The organism is Acinetobacter sp. ESL0695 (assembly GCF_029392135.1).
In the GTDB taxonomy this organism is placed as follows: domain Bacteria; phylum Pseudomonadota; class Gammaproteobacteria; order Pseudomonadales; family Moraxellaceae; genus Acinetobacter; species Acinetobacter pollinis.
Genome location: NZ_CP113932.1, coordinates 98,227 through 115,841, shown reverse-complemented (window position 1 = coordinate 115,841; position 17,615 = coordinate 98,227). Strand labels below are relative to the sequence as shown.

General features: G+C 36.3%; 14 protein-coding genes and 1 pseudogene. 4 read left to right on the top strand and 11 right to left on the bottom strand.

All coding sequences use genetic code 11. The features are described 5' to 3' along the window. Positions 1 to 15 precede the first annotated feature (15 nt). Positions 16 to 1,380 carry a phosphate regulon sensor histidine kinase PhoR gene (phoR, locus tag OZX61_RS00585; RefSeq protein WP_195772986.1) on the top strand — a complete coding sequence of 455 codons (1,365 nt, stop codon included), beginning with the start codon at positions 16 to 18 and terminating at the stop codon, positions 1,378 to 1,380. Positions 1,381 to 1,395: 15 nt separating this feature from the next. Beyond that, on the top strand, positions 1,396 to 1,749 hold the full coding sequence (locus OZX61_RS00580; protein ID WP_277094964.1) for a hypothetical protein: 354 nt from the start codon (positions 1,396 to 1,398) through the stop codon (positions 1,747 to 1,749). Between the two features lie 37 nt (positions 1,750 to 1,786). Here the strand turns inward: OZX61_RS00580 and asd are convergent, their stop codons facing one another. The 8 genes from asd to OZX61_RS00540 all read right to left on the bottom strand — a co-directional run bounded on the left by asd (position 1,787) and on the right by OZX61_RS00540 (position 13,001). Continuing rightward, positions 1,787 to 2,635: an archaetidylserine decarboxylase gene (gene asd / locus OZX61_RS00575; RefSeq protein ID WP_277094963.1), complete on the bottom strand. Its 849-nt coding sequence runs from the start codon at positions 2,633 to 2,635 to the stop codon at positions 1,787 to 1,789. After that, a complete protein-coding gene (locus tag OZX61_RS00570) occupies positions 2,632 to 3,480 on the bottom strand; it encodes a sulfurtransferase (protein WP_277094962.1) in 849 nt (282 codons plus the stop codon). The genes asd and OZX61_RS00570 overlap by 4 nt, the downstream gene beginning before the upstream one ends. Positions 3,481 to 3,582: 102 nt before the next feature. Further along, complete coding sequence (gene pncB / locus OZX61_RS00565) at positions 3,583 to 4,785, bottom strand: nicotinate phosphoribosyltransferase (RefSeq protein ID WP_277094961.1); 1,203 nt, start codon at positions 4,783 to 4,785, stop codon at positions 3,583 to 3,585. A 565-nt stretch (positions 4,786 to 5,350) separates the two neighbouring features. Further along, the gene (locus OZX61_RS00560) at positions 5,351 to 6,142 is read right to left on the bottom strand and encodes a hypothetical protein (RefSeq protein WP_277094960.1); all 792 of its coding nucleotides are present in this window, start codon (positions 6,140 to 6,142) and stop codon (positions 5,351 to 5,353) included. Between the two features lie 57 nt (positions 6,143 to 6,199). Further along, positions 6,200 to 6,991 (bottom strand): hypothetical protein, encoded by a 792-nt coding sequence (locus OZX61_RS00555; protein ID WP_277094959.1) that lies wholly within the window; start codon positions 6,989 to 6,991, stop codon positions 6,200 to 6,202. A 57-nt stretch (positions 6,992 to 7,048) separates the two neighbouring features. Beyond that, positions 7,049 to 7,837, bottom strand: a complete 789-nt coding sequence (locus OZX61_RS00550) for a hypothetical protein (RefSeq protein WP_277094958.1) — start codon at positions 7,835 to 7,837, stop codon at positions 7,049 to 7,051. 9 nt (positions 7,838 to 7,846) lie between these two features. Next, positions 7,847 to 10,126 (bottom strand): peptidoglycan DD-metalloendopeptidase family protein, encoded by a 2,280-nt coding sequence (locus OZX61_RS00545; protein ID WP_277094957.1) that lies wholly within the window; start codon positions 10,124 to 10,126, stop codon positions 7,847 to 7,849. Then, positions 10,119 to 13,001 (bottom strand): type VI secretion system Vgr family protein, encoded by a 2,883-nt coding sequence (locus OZX61_RS00540; RefSeq protein WP_277094956.1) that lies wholly within the window; start codon positions 12,999 to 13,001, stop codon positions 10,119 to 10,121. The genes OZX61_RS00545 and OZX61_RS00540 overlap by 8 nt, the downstream gene beginning before the upstream one ends. A 226-nt stretch (positions 13,002 to 13,227) precedes the next feature. Here OZX61_RS00540 and dtd point away from each other — a divergent pair, with 226 nt between their 5' ends. Next, positions 13,228 to 13,671 (top strand): D-aminoacyl-tRNA deacylase, encoded by a 444-nt coding sequence (gene dtd / locus OZX61_RS00535; protein WP_195771754.1) that lies wholly within the window; start codon positions 13,228 to 13,230, stop codon positions 13,669 to 13,671. 29 nt (positions 13,672 to 13,700) lie between these two features. Here the strand turns inward: dtd and OZX61_RS00530 are convergent, their stop codons facing one another. From OZX61_RS00530 to serB, 3 genes and pseudogenes are all read right to left on the bottom strand, one after another. After that, positions 13,701 to 14,180: an SCP-2 sterol transfer family protein gene (locus OZX61_RS00530; protein ID WP_277095604.1), complete on the bottom strand. Its 480-nt coding sequence runs from the start codon at positions 14,178 to 14,180 to the stop codon at positions 13,701 to 13,703. A gap of 154 nt (positions 14,181 to 14,334) precedes the next feature. After that, a complete protein-coding gene (gene aciT / locus OZX61_RS00525) occupies positions 14,335 to 14,652 on the bottom strand; it encodes an AciT family ciprofloxacin tolerance protein (RefSeq protein WP_277094955.1) in 318 nt (105 codons plus the stop codon). Positions 14,653 to 15,040: 388 nt separating this feature from the next. Further along, a pseudogene (gene serB, locus OZX61_RS00520) lies at positions 15,041 to 15,697 on the bottom strand (phosphoserine phosphatase SerB); the annotation flags it as partial. Positions 15,698 to 16,325: 628 nt separating this feature from the next. On the opposite strand from serB, the gene OZX61_RS00515 reads away from it, so the two are divergent. After that, the gene (locus OZX61_RS00515) at positions 16,326 to 17,588 is read left to right on the top strand and encodes a hypothetical protein (protein WP_195771751.1); all 1,263 of its coding nucleotides are present in this window, start codon (positions 16,326 to 16,328) and stop codon (positions 17,586 to 17,588) included. The last annotated feature ends 27 nt before the right edge of the window (positions 17,589 to 17,615 follow it).

Genomic DNA, 17,615 nt, shown 5'->3' with positions numbered 1-17,615 from the left:
TAAGACCATTGCCTTATGTATGAACCCTACCCAACACCTGAATTAAGTCACGAACATAAGAAATATCGTTATAGCAGTTTATGGGAGTCTGCTAAACAAGATTTCAAAGTATTGATCTTTTTACTTCTGATCGCGGGGCTTATTGGTTTAGGTAGCGGACACTTTTGGTTATGTATTGCAATTGGCTTTAGTGTATTTACAGCATTACAAGTCCGCGCGCTCTACTTAGTCAATGAGTGGATTTCAAGTCGTCCTTATGATGCGCCTCCAAATATTAATGGTATTTGGGGGGCATTGCTTTTTAATATTTATCGAACACAACGTCAAGAACGTGTTGTACAGGCGGAAATGGTAAGCCTAATTGACCGTGCTCAAGCCTCTTTATTTGCATTAACTGAAGCGGTAGTGATTACCGACGAACTTCATCAAATTGAATGGTGTAACCCTGCGGCAGAACGTATTTTAGGAATTAAAGCCAGTGATCATGGCAATAATATTTTAGGCATTTTAAGACGACCTGCATTTGTTGAATATTTCCAAGATATGGAACAGCATCCAGATGGCATTAAAATCGAATCTTCACTGTATGAAGGCCACTATGTACAAATTAAGCTGACACGTTTTGGCGTAGAAAGTCGCCTATTGGTTGCTTATGACGTTACGCGCATTCATAACTTAGAGCAAATGCGTAAAGATTTTGTCGACAATATTTCACATGAATTGCGTACACCACTGACGGTACTCAGTGGTTATTTAGAAACCTTCCAAGAACAAGATGATTTTAACCCAAGATGGCGACGTGCTTTTGATCAAATGCAATCACAAACGCGACGCATGAATGCTTTAGTCAACGATCTACTTTTACTCTCTCGTCTCGAAAGTGAGAAAAAAATTATTAAAAATCAAATTGTCGATATGCCAAGTCTAATGACACAGCTTTTTGATGATGCACAGGCTTACAATACAGAATACAGACACATCCTGCACTTAGAAATAGATAGTCATTGCGACTTAATTGGCTCAGATATGGAACTGGCAAGTGCATTTGGTAACCTAATTACTAATGCCATTAAGTACACGCCTAAAGGCAATGGTCATATTACGATTGGTTGGCATGATGACCAAGAACATGGATATTTCACAGTACAAGACAATGGGATTGGTATTGATCTTAAACACCTACCACGTCTGACAGAACGCTTCTATCGTGTAGATAGTGCAAGAAGTCGTCAAACAGGTGGAACAGGCCTCGGATTAGCTATCGTCAAACACGTACTCATGCAACATGGTGCGTACTTAGAAATTGAATCTATTCCAAATGAAGGTTCTTGCTTTAAAGCTATTTTTCCGAAAGAATGTCTCTACCAAAGCGAAAATTAATTTAGAATTTTTACCATGAATGTAAAAAAAATAGGCCTCCCCATTGTTGGGGCAATTATTGTTATTGCTGTATCTGCATATGTGTATATATCAAAACACCGTCCTAACGACGATGATAAAGCCTACCACCGATCATCGCTTTGTTACGTGATTAGTAAACCTAGAATCTCTCAGAATCCCACACAGATGTACGATAACTTCTTATATGTAGCGCAAAATGCAATTCCAGATTATGCCTATTATAAACCCAAAATTTATGAAGAATTTGCGCATAAATTAATTAATCGCTTCTATAGCTTTTCGCCTGAAGAGCAAGAAAGATTAAGAAAAGATACGAAAGCATGTGACAAAGCATTAGATCAGGACTAAAAGAAGTGTGACCTTTGGTCACACTTCTTTAAGAAAACTAGATAACCTCACCCAGTCTTTCACCCATAACCACATGTGATTCAGCTTTAAAGACATCGTCCCATTGCATGACGTTTTCTTCAAACAATACAATTGCCGTAGAACCTAAATAAAAACGTCCAAGCTCATCACCTTTTTCTAAGTCAAGCTGATGCTGTTCGAGTTCAAGACGTCCTGTTGGTTTCACTTTACCCGTAGCAACTGTTTCTATTCCAGCAACAATCATTGCACCGACCAACACCACAGCCATGCGCCCAACTTTTGTATCGAATAAACAGACCATACGCTCATTACGTGCAAACAAGGCATCTACATTTTCTGCAGTCACTTGATTTACAGAAAAAAGCTCACCTGGTACATACAGTGTTTCTGTCAGTGTTCCAGAGAATGGCATATGTACGCGATGATAGTCCTTAGGTGATAGGTATACAGTCGCAAAATTTCCTTGCTTAAATGGTTCTGCCAATTTTGGATCACCAATTAATTGCTCAACCGTAAACTTTTGGCCTTTGGCTTGAAAAACGTCACCATTTACAATTTTACCAATTTGAGAAATTGCACCATCTGCAGGAGACACAATATGTGATTCAACGTCATCTACAGGACGCACACCCGTTTTAAGTGAGCGAGTAAAAAACTCATTAAAAGATTTATATTTTAATGCATCGGTCTGTTCTGCAATCGAAAGGTCAATGCCATACTTCGCTTTAAATGCCTGAATCGCTAAATTCTTTACGACAACATTCTCACTGGCTGCCACTTTACCCACAACACGGCTCAGCTGATGCTGAGGAACAATGCGCTGTGCTTTTAAAAACACCTTATTCTTTAATGCTGCAAGATTCAAAGTGGTTTCTCTCCCATAACAATTGGACTGTCTGACATATTGCCCCACTCACTCCATGCACCATCATATGCGCGGATATCCCAATTCAATAAACGTCCTAAAAAATAAGCGAATGCTGACCGATGATGAGACTGACAATATACAACAACGGGTTGATCTAAATTAAATCCAACATCTTTTAAAGTATGTTGAATACGATCAAAAGAATGTAATTTTAAACGATTTTCACGATTTAGGGCACTACTCCATTCAAAGTGATGTGCATTTGGAATATGTCCACCCTTTCTTGCAGCTAAGCGCTTACCTGTATATTCGTCAAAGGTTCGGCAATCCCAAATTTGAATTTCATTATTTTCAATAAGTTGTCTAATTTCTAAATAATTTATTTGATGTTTTTCGAGTGCAATAGGGTGCACTGAAATAAAGTGACTGGTGGGTTCAATTTCTTCAATAACATTACTGGTTGGCAGGCCATCGCCAAGCCAAGCATGTATACCACCGTTCAATAAACTGGTGCGATAAAAGCCTATACAATGTAGGTTCCACAACAAGCGACTTGCCCATGCTCCGCCTTCATCATCGTATGCAACCACATGATGCTCTGGTGACAACTGCAAATATTCAATTAATGCTTGCAGTTGTTCTTCATCTGGTAAATAACCTGAAGCCATTCCTTTTTGCTGGAGCAACTGCTGTGGTTTAACATGAATTGCATGAGGGATATGTAACTGCTCATACACAGAAGCTCTTGTTAAGTCGACAATGCGTACTTTAGGATGACCCAAGTATGGAACAAGTTCTTCTGCCTCAATAAGCAAACCAAAGGGCAAGTCTGGTGTAGCCATAGCGGATAAATTCTATATTCTTTGACATTTTCAATATTAGCATAAGGCAACAGTCTGCTTTTCTTAATTTTGTATAAGCTCAATACAAAACTGCATGTCGTATTACTCTGCTGGGATTTCAAAGACCTGTCTTAAATACGCAAGGAATGTATCGTTATCTGTCATCGTTTTTCCCGGACTATCAGAAATTTTTGCGACAGACTGTCCATTACACTCGACCAATTTTAATACAATATTTAACGGCGTTATTCCCATATCATTGGTTAGGTTTGTCCCTATTCCGAAACTCACTTTAAAACGATCTTTAAAGTACTGATACAAGTCCCAAGCACGATCTAAATTTAAACCATCACTAAATGTTAACATTTTAGTTTTACTGTCTATTTTAAGTTTTTGGTAATGGGCATATGCTTTGTCTCCCCAAACATATGGATCACCACTGTCGTGACGTAGACCATCAAAAAGCTTTGCAAAATATAAATCGAAGTCTGTAAGAAAAGCATCCATTCCTACCACATCAGTTAATGCAATGCCTAAATCCCCACGATATTCTTGTACCCATGCTTCAAGGGCTGCTTTTTGAAAATCTCTTAATCTTACATCAAGTGCTTGGAAGGCCTGTAAAAACTCATGTGCCATTGTTCCTATAGGAATCATACCCAATTCTTTTGCAAGTAAAACGTTACTTGTCCCTCTAAAAATTGTAGGTGCAGTGAGTTTAAACTCTTGTACGACATGACGGTGCCAGTCCAAGCTATAACGACGGCGCGTACCAAAATCTGCAACTAAAAATGGGGGTTCTGTACCAGCTTGTTTTTTCTCAAAAGTTTTAAGCTGTTCCAATTTTTTTTGTAATCTTCTTTCACCTTCTGCTAAGACTTCTACTGAGTGTAATCTACGGAAATACAGTTCATTTACAATTGAAAGTACAAATATTTCAAACATTAATGCTTGAATCATTGGCCCTTCAATATGGACATCTAAACGTCCTTGTGTATCCAAACCCACGTCGATAAAACGACGTTTCAATTGAAACAGTTCTAGATAGTCAACAAAGTCACTTTTAATAAAACGAAGTTTTCTTAAATATAAGAGCTCGTCGGGTTTAAATTTAAGCTCACACAGTAAATCGAGTTGATGATTTAAATCATCTAAAATTTCAGGTAGAGGATAAACGGTATCCTCTAAATTACGACAGCGAAATTGGTACACACTATGTGTTTGTGGAAATTTATGTAATACCACTTGAAGCATTGTAAACTTATATAAATCCGTATCAAGTAACGACTGTATTATTGGTTCCATATCAATATAGCTTTTTTTTGACTTCTAGCATTAAAGCATATTTTTCAGTAGATGAAAGATTAGAAAGCCCTAGAATTCAAAATTGTTTACCATTCTAATGTATTTATAGATAATAAAATTGAATGGTGATCTCATCACAAGACCAAGTATGGCTACAAACCATTTAAATGAAGAGTATAAGCATCATATGAGTCAGAGAAATTTACTTGAGATCTTAGATAGTCAAAAATTTTAGATAGCCCATATTTATGCAACATAAATCTCTTATCAATGTACTGTAACTAAACTTAAAATTCAGGAGTTTTAATTGATTTTTTATCCGCTATTTAGGTTAGCTAAACAATATGAGTCATTAAAAAGGATCATTCTCACCCGTCTTACTTAATATTTTATAACATTTAGAAAATAAATTCGGTAGTTATTAAAATTATAATTTTTCTCAGTGTAAGTATATTTAAAGAGCTTACTGTCTTTAGCAATATTCATATGTAGTATGTAAATTTTACAGCACTTTCCCCATAAAAAAACCAATACGACTATTCATATTGGCTTTAAAGTGACTACTTTATTTTTTCTTCATACGAAGAAATTCAGCATTGTAATTACCAATTTTTTCATTAACATCATCACCATCACTACAGCCACCGGCTAATTTATTGGTCGAAATACATTTAAAATTACGGTCAAATGTCACTTTATAAACTGGCATGTTTTTAATGGTTTGTTCGTTGATTGGTCCAATGCAGCCTTTTTGAATACGATCTGTATAAGTAAATAACTTGTTTTTTTCGTTATAACTTAATTTCATACCTGCTGTACAATCCATCGCTTTAGTTGGATTACCTTTGGCATCGACCGAGCTAATTTCTGATACCGACTTTAAACTTATCACTTTATTATTTTTTAAATTATAGACATACGTGGTGACGTCATTTGTTTTATATGGCGATGTACCATAATTGATATATTTATTTGTCCGCACAGTAAGTGCAAGATAGCCTGCTTCTTCATTTAACCAAATCTTATTTATACGAATCCATAGTTTGTTATTATAAGCAGCCGTCGTTTTAAATAGCTGATAGATTTTATTTTTATTGAGTATCTCGACACCATATTTTTGCAACTGATAATTTTCTTTCCCCGTAGATTCGTTGCTAATTCCATAGTCTACAATTTTAACTTTTAAATCATCACTATAATAAGAGTAATAATTAAATTTATCATTACTTAAATAGTCAACAGGATTCTTTAATTGCACACTTTCAATCATAATATCATCCCATTCAGGGTCGTCTGCATAACTTAAATTGGTGAACAAGCCACCACACAGTAATACCAGTACTTTTAAATATTTCATTTATTCCCCATAAAAAAAGCCAATATGAGCGCTCATATTGGCTTTAAAGTGACTAATTTATTTTTTCTTCATACGGATAAATTCAGCAGTATAATTATAAATACTCTCATTGACGTTATCTTCGTCAGTACAACCACCGGCTAATTTATTGGTCGAAACACATTCTAAATTACGGTCAAACGTCACTCTATAAACTGGCATTTTTTTTATGGTTTGCGCATTGATAGGTCCATCACAACCTTTTTGAATGCGGTCTGTATAGGTAAATAGCTTGGTTTTTTCGTTATAACTTAGCTTCGCCCCCACAGTACAATCGAGCGGTTTAATCGCATCCCCTTTAGAGTCGACGTTACTACTGACCGATATTGAATTCAAACTTATCATTTTATTTGTTTTTAAATTATACACATAAGTCGTAACATCATTGTTTCTTTGAGGTACTGATCCATAATTGATATAATCATTTGTACGCACAGTAAGGGCAATATAGCCTTTTTCTTCATTTAACCAAATATTATCTATGCGTACCCATAATTGATCATTATATGGTGCTGTTGTTTTAAATAATTGGTAAATTTTATTTTTATTAAGTATTTCTACACCATACTCTTGTAATTGATAGTTATACCCACCAGATGATCTATTTAAAACCCCATAATCGACAATCTTAACTTTTAAATTTTCACTGTAACGCGAATAAAAATTAAATCGATGATTACTTAAAAAATCAACAGGATTTTTTAATTGTATATCATCTATCATAAAATTATCCCACTCAGGGTCGTCTGCGTAACTTAAATTGGCAAACAACCCACCACACAGTAATACCAGTACTTTTAAATATTTCATTTATTCCCCATAAAAAAAGCCAATATGAGCGCTCATATTGGCTTTAAAGTAACTACTTTATTTTTTCTTCATACGAAGAAATTCAGCAGTATAATTACCGATGCTTTCATTTATATTATCTTCATCACTACAGCCACCAGCTAATTTATTGGTCGAAATGCATTTAAAATTACGGTCAAACGTCACTTTATAAACTGGCATATTTTTTATAGTTTGCGCATTGATGGGTCCATCACAGCCTTTTTGAATACGGTCTGTATAGGTAAACAGTTTAGTTTTTTCGTTATAACTTAGTTTCACTCCTACAGTACAATCTAGTGGCTTAATCGCATCCCCTTTAGAGTTGACGTTACTGCTGACTGATATTGAATTTAACCTTATAAATTTATTGTTTTTTAAATTATAAACATAAGTCGTAACATCATTTGTTTTAAATGGTGATGATCCATAATTGATGTATTTATTTGTACGCACGGTAAGGGCAATATAACTATCGTCCTCTAACCAAAGAGTATCTATACGTACCCCAAAAGCATCATTATAAGCACCCGTCGTTTTAAATAGCTGATAGATTTTATTCTTGTTTAGAATCTCCACACCATATTTTTTTAGTTGATAATTCTCTTTACCTGTAGATTCATCGCTAGTTCCATAGTCTACAATTTTAACTTTTAAATCATCACTATAATAAGAGTAAAAATTAAATCTACGACTACTTAAAAAATTAACAGGATTCTTTAATTGCACACCTTCAATAAATGGATCATCCCATTCAGGGTCATCTGCATAACTTAAATTGGCGCACAAGCCACCACATAACAGTGCCAGTACCTTTAAATATTTCATAAAAATTCCTTATAATAATTTGCTCGAAATAAATGGCAACGGATCAATACGTCCGTTTAATCCACCCATCTTTTCTTTTGTAACACGTACTTCAAAATGCAAATGTGCCCCTGTTGCAATGTGTTTCATATTAGACGCATTGCCTGTACAGCCGGTTTGACCGATTTTTTGCCCTGCTTGCACAGGTTTATCTGTATCTACATCTATTTTGGATAAATGCGCATAAAAAAAGTAAATTTGTTCCTGGTTACCTACGATATTTTTTGCATACGTTTGATGCTTAGGCGGTAAATCTGCGACATTGACTGTTAAAACAATCACTTTGCCATAAGCACCACCAGAGTCCCCAGCCATTAGGATGCTACCGCCACAAACCGCAAAAACATCTGTGCCGGGTTCTGCTTCTAAGTCGATGCCTTGATGGGGTTTTTTATGACCTTCCTTTGTCATTCGCACCATACCAAAGGTCGAGCCTTTGACATCTCGTAAACCTTTGGTTCTTAATTTACACACTCTAACAGGGTCAAACCAACCATTTTCCCCACCCACTACACCACTCGGTTGTGTAGATTGTGGTTGTAGCTGTATGGTTTGATTTAGTGGCTCAGCAGGCTTCGTATCTGGTTTTGCTATCGGCTTGACAGGTGGTTTGGTCTGATGTAAAGGTGCAGCCTCACCTACACGTCGGTACTGTGGATTTAACTGTACTAATACCTCTTCAAAATCTAAATTACTAGAAATAATTTGATTATTTTCATCTTTTGGATAAAATTTATATACATTGATATGCTCATTCACATACCCTATCAGCCACGCTTTATAGGTTTTAATCGGGTCATTGTGATAACGCTTTAACCACATATCCCTACGTTCGGTCACTAGCTGTTTGGTCTTTTTATTTGTATATACAAGTTGTGTATTAAGTAATTCGTGCGCTCTTTTTTCAATCAGATTATCTTTAATAATTGTTTTTGCACCTGCTAACCCTTCATGGTGTAACAGGTAAGCCAATTTTGCCAATGCTTCAGCATCTTGTAGTTGACTCGAACTCGGTACATATTTTTGTAGCTCGTTTAAATTGGCACGGGCATACGCCCCTGCTGCATCAATCGACATCTCTGGGTTAAACCTTAAATCTAAAACCTCTTGTTTTATATAGCTGTTCTTTGAAAATAATGTTGATAAATCTTTCGGCTTTACATTGGGGTACTTCGCTGCAACATGTTGACCGACCAATGAATTAGAATCGGCTGCCATACCTAACCAAGTGCCATCTAAAAATTGAGTTAAGCCTGCTGCTGTACCTGGAGGCGGTGCTTTTGACTTTGGATTCCATTCTTCTGTTTGAACCTTTTTCTGTCTCCCAGGTACAGTTTTACTAATTCTTGCCGCTTCCGCATTAATTAATGCTGCTAAAGAATGCGGGGTTAAATTATGTCGTTTTGCTGCTGCGAAAATATAGCCTCGGTATTTTTCATTTTCAGGAATAATAATAAAGTTATCTTCTGAAAAATGAACTGCAACCACATGTGTACTGTTGCCGTGGTCTGTTCTTTTTTGTTCATTTACAGGTGGTGGTGTTTTTACTTTGGGCGCTCCTAACACTGGTTGAGCTGGCGGTTTTGGTTTAATTGTAGGTGTTGTCGTTTTTGGACTTTCTGGTACTGCTGTTTTTGATGTTGCAGGTTGTGCCTCTGTGTGTACAGGTACTGTTGGAGCTTGAGGCTTTGGCATCTTGTCTTGAACTTGTCTTGTATGTTCAAGAATTTCTTTACCAGCCTTACGAAGATTTCGTTTAATTGAATCTGTAGAAGTATGCTGTACACCTTCTTTCGGATGATAACTTCCCTCGACTAACACTTTCCTAGACGTAAGCTTAAGTACTTTATTGCCAATGCTGACTTTTTTATGATCTGCAACAAGATCAAATTCTTCTTTTAAATTTTTAAAGTAAACTTTTAAACCTTTTGCATGGTCTTCAATAAATAATTCATTACTTACACCATCATGCACAAATATAGTTTCTTTTTTACCATCATATTCAACCCTTAATGTCGCCTTTTTAATTGGTTTAAATGCCAAATCAAAAAGCTTAATGGTCAATTTTGTTTCATATGTTTTTAGATCTTTAGGATGCTCTTTTAAATAAATCTTTTGCCCTAATCTTAAGTGATGAACAGCATTGCCTCGTAAATGGTTAATAGATGCTAAATCACTGACATGAATGTTATAATGTTTTGCAATACCCCAAAGTGTATCGCCTTTTTTTACAGTATAGAACTCAGACATTTTTATTTCCTTTATCTATAATCATCTCATCTACTTCAGTTTGAGGGCCTTCATGTTCACCTAGATCAAAACTCTCCTCTTCTTCTATTTCTGGTGCATACTGTTCTTCGTCTTCAAACTCACTCGCCCAATAGTCAAAACCGACTAAAGCTTTGTATGTTTGCTTTTCATCTAAAACAGAAAGATTTGTTATACCCAATGCATCAGTTTCACCCTGCCAAATTGGTTCTTTTGTTTGAGTATTTACAATTTCTACTTTGGCATCTTTTTGTGCTCGCCCCATTAAATCTGAAAATAGGAAATTAATGGCATGTAGACCTTGTTTTGGTAGCTCAGGTATTTGAGCTTCAACTTTCTCTCCTTTCTTAAACTGATGTTGTGCAGCATAGTAAGAAATACCTTGAGCTGTTTTAAGCGTAATCCCATTGGGAGAAATTGAAATTTCTGAGCCACCCGATTTCAATGAAATGCCTTTTGCACTAATGAGTTCCAAAACATCTTCCGTTGAAATGATCTTCATCATTTTTCTTGCAATAAGCTCAATCATGTCATCTTGTGCATGAAGATCTATTTTGCCTTTCGCGGCTTTTGCACTAATGCCCTTTGTACTTGCGAATAAACTAATTTTATTTTGTGCCTGAGCAATCAGGTTATTTTGCGTACTCATGCTAATGCTGTCGCCTGCAGTTTGACTAATCTTAGCATTTGCAGACAAGTGAATATCCTGTGCCGTACTTAGACCAATACCATCAGGTGAACTTAAAACTAAAAGTGCTTTATTAAATTTTGCAACGTCTTTTTCAAGCTGATCTGCAAATGCTTTTAATTGATCAATCGTTTCAATTTCATCAGTTTGCTGATTTTTTGCAACAGCACTCAGCACTTCGCTATTGTCTTTACTTTGCAGAAGTTGTTGTTTTACAACCTGAGCATCAAGATGATCTCCTTGTGCATCTGATTGTTTATACGTAGAGATTAAAAGACCTTCTCCTGCTCGAACAGCACCCCACTGGTCTGTTCTTAACTCAAAACCCTCTCCTCGACTGTCACTGGTCGCTTGTGATTTAGGATGGCTGAGTTGCCCTAAATTAAGTTGACTCGATGCATGACTACTTTGTAACTGAGCACTAATCTGTCCATGAGTATCATCAAAACGCAGTTGGTTATAACCCGACCCTTTGATCTCTTGTGAACGTATACCACTTAAACTTTTGGTTTCGGGAAGTTGACCAGCCTGATCAAACTGTGTCGGGTGACGCTGTGCTTCATGCAAGCGACCTGTCACAAAGGGACGGTCTATGTTGCCATCAAAGAAGTCAACGACAACTATTTCACCAACACGCGGAAGGAATCTGGCACCGTAGCCTTCACCTGCCCAAGGGGTAAGTACATCTACCCATGCAGAATCGGTATCGCTTTGGTTACTCCCTGCACCTCCATCATGGCTGTTGTCTTCTGCACGACTAAATAAGAAACGAACTTTAATTCGACCCCATGAATCAACATGAATCTCTTCACCTTCAACCCCCACCACCTGCGCACGTTGAACATGCACTGTCGGTTTATGTTGTTCAGGATGATACTCAGGCACCACCTTAATCTCACGTCTGATGAGTGTTAAGGTATTGCCTTGGCGTTGTTCATCTTCTTGAATGTTTTTATGATGCCAACGACTCGACGTGAGTAGTTCTTCTGCCTGTTTTTGAATATCTTTGGGTAAGTTGTTTTGGTTATAGAAGTGCTTGCTTAAAATAAGAAAATCTTGGTCTGAACCTGTGTGTAGATCTATTTCAGGGTGGCCATTCAGTTTAAACCAATAGCCCACTTGCGCATCACGTACGGTACTGTGTGCAGTAAAGTATTTTGACTTTAAACGGTTTTGATCGGATAAATGGCTGTTCAATGCCTCAACTTGTTGATGGCTTGATGGTGTAACACCATCTTCACCGTTCAGATCTCCCATCCATGCTGGGCTCACATGCCAAGCATCTTCTAAGCTGAGTGTGGCATTGTCATATTGACCACTTTGCTCACCTAAAGATAAAACTGAACCTGCACCATCTTCTTGTTCTAAATATTGCGGTTGCCATCTTTGTACATGCACCGTACTTGGCTGAAGCTGACGAGAAGCCGTCAGGCTGGTAATGGTATCGAATGTTTCTGTCGCATCACTACGATGAAAGCGAATCAGTTGACGATCTAATGCTTTAAACTGGGCATTGGCATCAATTAAACGCAGTTTCTGTGCTTGGATTTGATCTTTGTTATGCAATACAAATGCTTGGCTTTCATCAATTAACCAATTGATCCCTTCACTTCGCCATAAACGGGTTAGAAACTCATATTCTGTTTCTACAGCACTTTGCATGATGAACGGTCGTACATCATAGGCTTTACTCAGACCACTCATGTCGAGCATTAAACTCGATGCAAACAATGGACTTTTCTCTTGCCATTCTTTAAATAAGATCTGTGTAATATCTAACACAGATTTATTCATAAATACTCGACTATTGCGACGCTTCTGCCAAAGGGAGGTTGCATCTTGAATTTTAAGTTTGTAGACACTCAATGAACCATCATGTTGTCCTTGTGAGGCTTCTACAATAATTCCTGTTGTTCTAAATAACTGACCTAGATCTGTAATTTGATCGACTGCCACACGGCATCCTATAAATTCCTTGAGTGGAATCGCAGGATTAATCGACAAACAAATGAGTTCACAACTCAGGCCTTTATTGATTTCATGATGGCCATCGATGCGTTGTATAAAAAGTTGTGGATTAAGTAACGGACTTGAGAATTGAGCGTGAATCGCTCGTGTTTGATATCCAAACCCCAAACTTTCTAAAAGAGAAAAAACATCACTGATCATTAGAAAAAGTTATTTAAATAAAAAGTAAATTATACAATAAATAAACAAATCAAAAACACAATATTTATAAAAAATGTGACTTATATTGCATTTTAATTAATCTGAAAGTAACTTTTGTTTCTCTTCTCAATTTATAATGATGGCAAGATAAACAAAAAAACTCCAAAGCACGCTTTATGCTAAATATTATTTATAATAAAAAGACGTTCTTTATTTAAGTACAACAATGCGCGCATTAATTCAAAAAGTACAACACGCTAAAGTCGTTGTAGAGCAGCAAACAACTGGCGAAATTCAAACAGGTTTATTGGTTTTTTTAGGTATTTCTAAAGATGACAATTTTGAGATTGGCAAAAAGCTTATTGAAAAATTACTAAAATACCGTGTTTTTGATGATGAGCAAGGTAAAATGGGATGGAATATTTCACAAGCGCAAGGCTCTATTTTACTTGTATCTCAGTTTACCTTAATGGCAAGAACACAAAAGGGATTACGTCCTGACTTCGGAGATGCCATGCCTCCACAAGAAGCAAAAGTTCTATATGAACAGTTAATTGAATATACAAAGCAACAGAATATTAAAGTCGAGACCGGTATATTTGGTGCAGATATGAAAGTTCATCTTATTAATGATGGACCAGTTACATTTAATCTTGAAGTAACAAATTAAAATAAAGCCCTTAAATAAGGGCTTTATTTTTACTTACTCGTTTTTTTACGAATAAATGCTTTCGCATGTTGAATTTTTTCTTGAAGAGGATTTGGTAGTTTTGGTGGAAGCAAACGCAACAACTTTGCAAAAATAACCAATAATCTTTGGTCGCCTTCGAGCTGAATACTTCCTTTCTGAATACCTGAAAGAATTACAGCAGGATCTCCTTGTAAAAATGTTTTTACACCCTGATCACTATTTTTAAATTGAAGCACTAAATCAGCAGGTTCAATCTCACCAGATACACTTGAAACAGCACCTTGGTCAATTACAATTTGACGCGCCATTCCCTTTTGCGTACTTATTTGAATACGTAATTGGCGATCGTGTGTCAACTCAATAAATTTTGGACTGGTTTTTGCAAGTTGCTTCATACGCAATGCTATACCTGCAACCAATAAATCTAATGGATCCGTACTGACATCCACTACAGGTAATTTCACAACAGGAATTGCTGAAAGATTTATACGCATTCGCCGATTCTCATATTCCCAAATATTAGAGCATCGTATCATACCCAAGGATAAGTAAGATTTGAACTAAAATACATATCTTGTAATATCTAAAAAAAAAGGTGTATTTTTCAATACACCAAGTCGAGTGAGCTACTACTGGTTATTATTATTGTTTGTCGTCATACACAGGGGTATGTTCTATAAGTTGTCGATTCGCTATTGTCTTTTGTTCAACACGATTAAGACGTAGTAAAACGAAGAGTAAGCCAATCATTCCAATGAAAGCTGAAATAAGATAACTAGACGATATTGAACACTGTAACGTGTATTGGATACTTAAGCGCATAATTTCTATTGCACCCCAAAACACCATACCCGCTAACATAAAACCAAGCCAATGACGATACGGTGAGAAGTACACAGAAACAAGTGCTATCATGATGAGAAATGTCCCCACCATACTGGCAAAACTTGCTGTTAACATAAAACCTCCGTCAATCACTGTATGTGATGAACCATAAATAAAAATAACTACTATTTATTTTGTTGCAACTCGAAGGAGTTAAACATCTGATTCAACACTCCTTAAGCCATATTATGCCGTAAAAAAGTGGAAAAAAAAGTGGTATAAATGCTCAGTACGACATAAGATGTCGCAATATTATTTTGTAATTACAGTTTTTTAAATTGGTCTTTAGCGTATAGCCATGATGACTTATAGCTTCCCGTGTCATTACAAAAAAATACCACCTGAAAAAGTGAGAAATTTCTTTTTTTATAAGAAATATGATTTATAGATATCGTTTAAGCCTATTTAATAAGAACACCATAATTTTCAAATACTTTTATTCAATTATGATGTCCTCTGATCACTAAATATTTGTTTTAGATTCAATTTCATCATCAGAAAGCTGAAGTAAATATAAAATACCGTCAAGCCCTTCATATGAAATAGATTGCTTTGCCTGCGCCTTTACCAAAGGTTTTGCTCTAAATGCTACACCAAGCCCTGCCAAAGAAAGCATAGGTAAATCGTTCGCACCATCCCCTACAGCAATAGTTTGCTCTAATGAAATATCAAGCTTGTTCGCAAGCTCTTGTAACAAAACTGCTTTTCTTGCACCATCTACAATTTGACCTTTCACTTCACCTGTGACTTGCCCATCTTGTATATCTAAAGTATTTGCATGTACTTCATCTAAACCCAGTTTATTTTTTAAATATTCAGCAAAATACTGAAATCCACCAGAAAAAATAGCTGTATGAATCCCATTGGCTTTTAAAGTTGAGATAAGTCGAGCAGCGCCATCATTAATTGTTAAACGCGATGCAATTTTATCAAGAACATCTGTATCTAAACCTTTTAAAAGTGCAACTCTTGCTTTAAAGCTTTCTTGAAAATCGAGCTCACCTTGCATAGCACGCTCAGTAATTTCAGCAACTTGCTCTCCTATCCCCGCTTCCTTTGCTAACTCATCAATCACTTCTTGTTCAATAAGTGTAGAGTCCATGTCGAAACAAACTAAACGACATGCTTTCGTGTCAAACGACTGTGGTTGCGCCAACAGGTCAACTTTGTGGTGTGCAGAAAAGTTTAAGCACAAGTCACGTAATGTATGCTGAGCATGAGAGGTTTTAACTGCAAATTGAACTGCATCGTGCCCCTGCCCTACAGATAAATATTTTGGCGACGAATCAACAGTAATTTGAGATTCTTTAAACACCTGATTTAAAGAAGCAATATGATCTTTGGTCAGAGTTTTTCCCAAAAGGGTAAATTGATAAGATTGGATTGGAGTTGTCTGCGTCATATAGTCAATCTTCTATGTTACTCATTGGTTTCAATCTAGCTACTTTAGCATTCTAATATGTTAAAATTAGCCATATTTTTTTACACATACAACAATAAGTTGGATATAGAAACGAAATCACTTTATACATAAATTAACTGAAGCCAATGAAATAAGGTGCCATATTTAAAAAGTGATGAGTAAATTAAACTTAATTTATTAAAATATATCATCATTCATGCGTTAAATATGCCCCATACTGGTTTCAGCATTTATAAATATCTCTTGATATAAGCGCATTTCGGCTCGATAGCCAAGCTATTGTAATAGGCACTAGAAATAAACTAAATTGCTTTGGAACGTTACCTTGAATGCACCTAGACAAGGGCTTTTTGCAAGCCTACTTATCATCAGTTTTGCACTGCAAGCTTTTTTATTGGTTCTTGCGACAACCTATCAATTAAAAGAAAATCGCGCGAATCAAGGGCAACTCATGACAAGCCAATTGGTTGCAGATGGGTTACAGGAAATGAGCCCTCCAAATACAGTTTCATTGGCGCTCATTGCAAATCGTTACTCAAGCAACCCAAGCGTTGCATCTATTCGTATATTAGGAATGAATAATGATGTACTTGCAACGAGTGGTTTACAACAAACACGTACGGGTGAAGTCTTTTCTCGCGATGCCTTACAAAATGAGAAGAAAGTCGGACGTGTAGAAATTACCTTAGTGAAGCCGAGTATCGGAGAAATCTTACGAACTGAGTGGCTTGCTATCGTACTTTCATTCTTCCTACATGTAATTTTATGGCTTGCCTATCGCGTCATTGCACGTCCAAGTCGAACTGAATATATTCAGCGCATTCAGCATGAAATGCAGTTAAAAAATGAAATTCAATCTTTAACTGAAGCTTTAGAGCAAGAAAAACAAAAAAACATTGAGCTTGTGACACAGCAAGATATGCCTAAAAGTAAAGTGTTTAATGCTGAACAAGTCTTAGATAATACTCAGGCCAAAGATCTCAATAAAAGTCAAATTGCGTTAAATATTCAGTTTTACGACCCAAAACAATTGCTTAACTCTGTCAGTCAATCTGTTGCTACATCACATTTTAACCTGTGCCAAATCTTCCTCAATAAAAGTATTGCTTTATGTGCACAGCATTACCAAATTCCGACATCAACCATTTCAATTGAAGAAGAGTTTAATGCACAAGGTGCAACAATCTGTATTACTACAGACAAACCTAAAGCAGCAACCTGTTTGCTCATGATTTCAACCGTTTTTCAATTGTTGTCTGAAGTGTTATATAAACGCTATAGAGAAGAAAAACGTTTTGTACTTCAAACACGTTGTGGTATTTCAAACGCTGTAGATGAAATGCAATTAGAAGCACCTCAAGCTGCATCACGCTTATGTCAACTTTTAAGCGCAAAAGAAAGCGCTGTGCATCTAGACCATGCGATGCTCAAAAGCGTAAATGACTGTTATCAGTTAGTTGCTCTACCTAGCCCAACTAATGTACTTACACGCCATGCGTTTATGATTAATGGTATGAATACCCCATGTGCCGTTATTGCTCAAAAGTTAAGAACTGAAATCCTAAAGGGTAAAAAAACCACAACATAATTTAAAAGACATCTGTATTCATAACGT

Bases quoted from the DNA above. Each gene is read 5' to 3' on its own strand.
- phoR (WP_195772986.1), top strand. From the start codon at position 16: ATGTATGAACCCTACCCAACACCTGAATTAAGTCACGAACATAAGAAA.
- OZX61_RS00580 (WP_277094964.1), top strand. From the start codon at position 1,396: ATGAATGTAAAAAAAATAGGCCTCCCCATTGTTGGGGCAATTATTGTT.
- OZX61_RS00570 (WP_277094962.1), bottom strand. From the start codon at position 3,480: ATGGCTACACCAGACTTGCCCTTTGGTTTGCTTATTGAGGCAGAAGAA.
- pncB (WP_277094961.1), bottom strand. From the start codon at position 4,785: ATGGAACCAATAATACAGTCGTTACTTGATACGGATTTATATAAGTTT.
- OZX61_RS00560 (WP_277094960.1), bottom strand. From the start codon at position 6,142: ATGAAATATTTAAAAGTACTGGTATTACTGTGTGGTGGCTTGTTCACC.
- OZX61_RS00555 (WP_277094959.1), bottom strand. From the start codon at position 6,991: ATGAAATATTTAAAAGTACTGGTATTACTGTGTGGTGGGTTGTTTGCC.
- OZX61_RS00550 (WP_277094958.1), bottom strand. From the start codon at position 7,837: ATGAAATATTTAAAGGTACTGGCACTGTTATGTGGTGGCTTGTGCGCC.
- OZX61_RS00545 (WP_277094957.1), bottom strand. From the start codon at position 10,126: ATGTCTGAGTTCTATACTGTAAAAAAAGGCGATACACTTTGGGGTATT.
- OZX61_RS00540 (WP_277094956.1), bottom strand. From the start codon at position 13,001: ATGATCAGTGATGTTTTTTCTCTTTTAGAAAGTTTGGGGTTTGGATAT.
- dtd (WP_195771754.1), top strand. From the start codon at position 13,228: ATGCGCGCATTAATTCAAAAAGTACAACACGCTAAAGTCGTTGTAGAG.
- aciT (WP_277094955.1), bottom strand. From the start codon at position 14,652: ATGTTAACAGCAAGTTTTGCCAGTATGGTGGGGACATTTCTCATCATG.